General features: G+C 37.7%; 7 protein-coding genes. 2 read left to right on the top strand and 5 right to left on the bottom strand.

Features of this window, described 5'->3' with window-relative positions; all coding sequences use genetic code 11:
* The 5 genes from ACJML3_RS03690 to ACJML3_RS03670 all read right to left on the bottom strand — a co-directional run.
* Window positions 1-381, bottom strand: a 381-nt coding sequence (locus tag ACJML3_RS03690) for a class I SAM-dependent methyltransferase (RefSeq protein WP_406020726.1), incomplete at its 3' end; no start/stop codon positions are given.
* Window positions 381-1,184, bottom strand: coding sequence for a shikimate dehydrogenase (gene aroE, locus ACJML3_RS03685; protein WP_406020724.1), 804 nt, complete (start codon window positions 1,182-1,184; stop codon window positions 381-383). The genes ACJML3_RS03690 and aroE, both read right to left, overlap by 1 nt.
* On the bottom strand, window positions 1,184-1,771 hold the full coding sequence (locus ACJML3_RS03680; protein WP_406020722.1) for an L-threonylcarbamoyladenylate synthase: 588 nt from the start codon (window positions 1,769-1,771) through the stop codon (window positions 1,184-1,186). Before ACJML3_RS03680 ends, aroE begins: the two co-directional genes overlap by 1 nt.
* Window positions 1,771-2,274: a 5-(carboxyamino)imidazole ribonucleotide mutase gene (purE, locus tag ACJML3_RS03675; protein ID WP_219937103.1), complete on the bottom strand. Its 504-nt coding sequence runs from the start codon at window positions 2,272-2,274 to the stop codon at window positions 1,771-1,773. Before purE ends, ACJML3_RS03680 begins: the two co-directional genes overlap by 1 nt.
* Window positions 2,275-2,348: 74 nt before the next feature.
* Window positions 2,349-2,900: a topoisomerase DNA-binding C4 zinc finger domain-containing protein gene (locus ACJML3_RS03670; protein ID WP_406020720.1), complete on the bottom strand. Its 552-nt coding sequence runs from the start codon at window positions 2,898-2,900 to the stop codon at window positions 2,349-2,351.
* Window positions 2,901-2,992: 92 nt separating this feature from the next.
* Between ACJML3_RS03670 and def the strand changes: the two genes are divergently transcribed.
* Together def and fmt are read left to right on the top strand one after the other, a co-directional pair.
* Complete coding sequence (gene def, locus ACJML3_RS03665) at window positions 2,993-3,520, top strand: peptide deformylase (RefSeq protein WP_406020718.1); 528 nt, start codon at window positions 2,993-2,995, stop codon at window positions 3,518-3,520.
* A 2-nt stretch (window positions 3,521-3,522) separates the two neighbouring features.
* Window positions 3,523-4,397, top strand: an 875-nt coding sequence (gene fmt / locus ACJML3_RS03660; protein ID WP_406020716.1) for a methionyl-tRNA formyltransferase, incomplete at its 3' end; no start/stop codon positions are given.

Raw genomic sequence — 4,397 nt, 5'->3', positions numbered from 1 at the left:
ATATATGATTGGATTTCTTTCAAACATATGAACTTTTGCACCAGAATTCTGAAGAATAAGACTCTCGCGCCCAAGTCCTGCTGTTGCATCGAATACAACAGGATTTTCAAGTTTTCCTATAACAGCCTTGCACACAGGCTCTGATGATCTGCCTGAATGTCTTAGCCTCCATAGGATCTCGTCATTTAGAATATCTATTGAAAATGATGATCCTAGAACCTTAGAAGAATCATCATGAAATGACAGTGTTACATCATCAGAGACTGTTAATAAAGCATCTGAATCTTTAAGAACAGATGGATATTTTTCTTCAATCAGTGACTGCATTTTTTCTGCAACACTGGCAAATACAGAGTCCTTTTCAATAATAAATGACAGCATTACTTCAGGTACTCTAAACACTCATTAAAATTGAGATGAGTATTCTCGCGCCACAGCTCGAAACTTAATATAGCCTGACCTACTAGCATTCCAAAACCATCATATACCTGCTTTACACCACAATCTAATGCCTTTTGTACGAATACAGTATTTTCATTTTTTCTATACATCAGATCATAGGCAAAACTTGCGTTTTTATAGATTGAATCACTGATAGCAGGTAGCTTACCCTCTAAAGAGGTTGATGTAGCATTTATAATTACATCAAAGTATCCATCAAGATTTGAATAATCTGTAGCTTCAACACCTTCATATAAAGAAGCTAAATTTTTAGCTTTAGCTAGAGTTCTATTCACTATGGTTACTGATTGAGGCAGCTGTTCAACAATTGGCTTTAAAATTCCTCTTGCAGCACCGCCAGCACCTACTATCAGAATTCTAGAACCTTTTAGAGGACAGTTAGTTCTTAAAAGGTCAAGGACGAGTCCTCTACCATCAGTGTTGTCACCTAACACACTTCCATCAGGCAGCTTTTTTAAAGTATTTACAGCACCAGCAGCTTTTGCATATTCTGTTAATGTATCTGCATATGAATATGCATCAAGCTTGCAAGGAACAGTTACATTACATCCACAGCCACCATCTGCAAAGAACTTGTCAGCTGTTGCTTTAAATTCACCTTCAGGAACAAGGACTCTATCGTAAACCAGATCCTGTTTTGTCTGAGTTGCAAAATATGAATGAATCTGAGGTGAAAGAGAATGAGCAATAGGGTTGCCAAAAACTGCATAACGATCGGTCATTATTCTCTCCAATCTGGACCTTTTCTAACTAAGGTATCTGTGGTTGTATCAAAAATAGTTGTCGGTATATTCTGACCCTGACATGGCAGTGACAAGACAAGATCTACCCTGTCTACAACAACCTTATCAAGCTGATTTATATCAGATGTAGCCATATTTCCTGAAATATTCGCACTTGTTGAGATAATAGGCTCACCTACATACTTACACAGTTCTTGAAAGACGGAAAAACCACTTATTCTTACAGCAAGAGAATGGTTTTCTCTAAGAGCTACTGAATGAAAGTCATCTTTCATTTTCAAAACAAATGTATGAGGACCAGGCCAATACTTTTCAAGTAAAGATAGGTTCTTTTCTGAAAGATAATCTCTATCAATGTACTGGTTTAGATAAGATAGATCCTTATCGACAACAATCAGGCCCTTACGAATATCCCTTTGCTTTACAGAAATGACTCTGTTTATGGCAGTTTCACTGTTTAGAGCGCAACTGATTCCATATACACCTTCACTTGGTGTAATAACAACGCCTCCGTTTTTTATTACGGAGGCTACTTTTTTTATATCATCTGTAAAATTTGATGACATTACTTTAATTTTTCCTGAAGTTTTCTATCTTTTTCAATAACTTCTTCACAAGCTTTGACACGATTTGCCTTAACGCGCTCGTCTAAATCCTTGTCTGCAAGAGCCATAATCTGAGCTGCAAGATAAGCTGCATTCTTAGCACCTGCTTTACCAACTGCAACTGTTGCAACAGGAATACCACCTGGCATCTGAACTGTAGAATATAAAGCGTCAATACCTGATAAAGGACCACCATCACAAGGAATACCGATAACAGGACGTGTTGTTCTTGCTGCAACTGCACCAGCAAGATGTGCGGCAAGACCGGCTGCACAGATAAAAACGGCACAACCTCTCTTTTCAGCATCGGTTACATATTCTGATACAACATCAGGAGTACGATGAGCAGAAGCTACACGAGCTTCATATTTGATATCAAACTCCTTTAGAACAGCCATTGTATTTTCTAGTAATGGAAGATCGGAGTCTGAGCCCATAATAATTGCAACAAAAGAATTTGACATTGTTTTGATTCCTAAAACCTAATAAGACTAATATTGATGTAAATTTTACCACTTTTTACAGATCTTTATGAATGTTATAGAGGTCTGATTATCTCGTGCTTTCGTTTTTTTCTGCTTTCACAGATTGAACTTGCACACACAAGTCCGATTCCTTTTTTGAATTTTTTTTCAAACATTAAAGGAAATGAGCAGTATGAGCAGGTTTTTACAACAGGTTTACCAGGTGTAGTAAAAGTACACTCAGGATAGTTTGAGCAACCATAAAAGGTTCTTCCTGATGCAGTTGTTCGTGAGGAGAGTTTTCCTTTCTTGCATATAGGGCAGGTAATAGCTAAACTCTCTTGGGGGTTATAAACATAGTTGCAGGATGGATAGTTTGAGCATCCGATAAATATACCAAATCTACCTTTTTTAACCTGCAGAGGATCTCCACATACAGGACAGTCAGAGCCTACATCTCCTAAAACTTCAATCGTATGAGTTGTAACTATAGGTTTAATAAAAGAACATGCAGGATAATCTGAGCAACCGAGAAAATCACCTCTTGCTGAATGTCTTATTACTAAAGGTTGTCCACACAAAGGACATGGTGAGCCTTCTGTTAATTCTATTTGTATTTCCTGCATTTGTTACCTCACTTGAGAGGTTATGATCTCACAAAATGAGAAAAAACGCTCATTATTTGGTAAAATTAGCTCAGTTTTAAAGAGGATATACCATGGCTGTAAGAGAAGTTGTCATCTACCCTGATGAAATTTTAAGAAAAAAGAACACAGACATCACCGAATTCAATGAGGAGATAAAAACTCTTGCTGAAGATATGTTTGATACCATGTACCATTTTGAGGGTATTGGTCTTGCTGGTCCTCAGATTGGAGTAAACAAGAGAATTGTTGTAATTGATATTCCTGAGGAAGATGGTTCTCAGGGTAACAACAAGGTTGTTATTATCAATCCAAAGATTACAGCTCTTGAAGGTGACAAGGTTGAATCACAAGAAGGATGCCTGTCAGTTCCAGGATATCAGGATACAGTAGAACGCTATCCTGTAGTTACTGTTGAATATCAGGATCTTGATGGAAACAAATGCGTTTTTGAAAAAGTCGACGGCTTGCTTGCAATCTGTTTACAGCACGAAATTGATCATCTAGAAGGAAAGGTATTTGTTGATAAATTGTCACGCATGAAAATAGAGCGTGTTAAGAAGAAATTCTTAAAACTGCAAAAAGAAAGAATGGGGAACTAATAGTGCAGAATCTAAAAGATAAAAGAATTATCTTTGCAGGTACTCCTGACTTTGCAGCTGTTCATCTTCAGGCGCTGATAGATAATGGAATAAAACCAGTTGCTGTTTATACTCAGCCAGATAGACCAGCTGGCAGAGGAAACAAGTTAAAGCCATCTGAAGTAAAGGTTTTAGCTCTTGAAAACGGCATTGAGGTTAGAACACCTGAAAATTTTAAAGATGAAGCTGATGTAGATGCATTTAAGGAATTAAAGGCAGACATCTGCATTGTTGTTGCCTATGGTGTGATCCTTCCTGAATCCATTATTAATGCTTGTCCATTTGGATGTATTAACGTTCACGGTTCTATTCTGCCAATGTATAGAGGTGCTGCTCCTATTCAAAGAGCATTGCTTGATGGTCAGAAAAAAACCGGTGTATCCATCATGAAAGTTGCTAAAAAGCTTGATGCAGGTGATGTATACACTATTGCGACACTTGATATTAATGACACCGATACATCAGGAACTCTTTTTGACAGACTTGCAAGTCTTGGTGCGAAAACTCTGTTAGAAGCGTTAGATGGCATTTTTGCAGGTACTTTAAAGGCAACCGCTCAGGATGAATCTCTTGCAACCTATGCTAAGAAACTGACAAAAGAAGAGGCTTTAATCGACTTTACTAAGACAGCTTGCGAGGTTGAACTTAAAGTAAGAGGCTTATCACCTTGGCCTGTTGCAATCACAACCCGTGATGATGTGAAATATAAAGTCTTTCATGTACAGGCAGTTAATGAGGATTCAACTGCAGAACCTGGCTGTATAACAAAAATCGATAAAGAAGGAATTCTTGTTGCCTGTTCTAAAGGTCAGGTTCGATTAGTTACCATCCAAGCTCC

Source organism: Succinivibrio sp. (assembly GCF_045124615.1).
In the GTDB taxonomy this organism is placed as follows: Bacteria; Pseudomonadota; Gammaproteobacteria; order Enterobacterales; family Succinivibrionaceae; genus Succinivibrio; species Succinivibrio faecicola.
Note: the sequence above shows the minus strand (reverse complement) of the source record. Positions and strands in the feature narration are given on the sequence as shown.

Excerpts from the sequence above, each read along its gene's own strand:
- aroE (WP_406020724.1), bottom strand. The coding sequence starts at position 1,184 with ATGACCGATCGTTATGCAGTTTTTGGCAACCCTATTGCTCATTCTCTT.
- ACJML3_RS03670 (WP_406020720.1), bottom strand. The coding sequence starts at position 2,900 with ATGCAGGAAATACAAATAGAATTAACAGAAGGCTCACCATGTCCTTTG.
- ACJML3_RS03680 (WP_406020722.1), bottom strand. The coding sequence starts at position 1,771 with ATGTCATCAAATTTTACAGATGATATAAAAAAAGTAGCCTCCGTAATA.
- purE (WP_219937103.1), bottom strand. The coding sequence starts at position 2,274 with ATGTCAAATTCTTTTGTTGCAATTATTATGGGCTCAGACTCCGATCTT.
- def (WP_406020718.1), top strand. The coding sequence starts at position 2,993 with ATGGCTGTAAGAGAAGTTGTCATCTACCCTGATGAAATTTTAAGAAAA.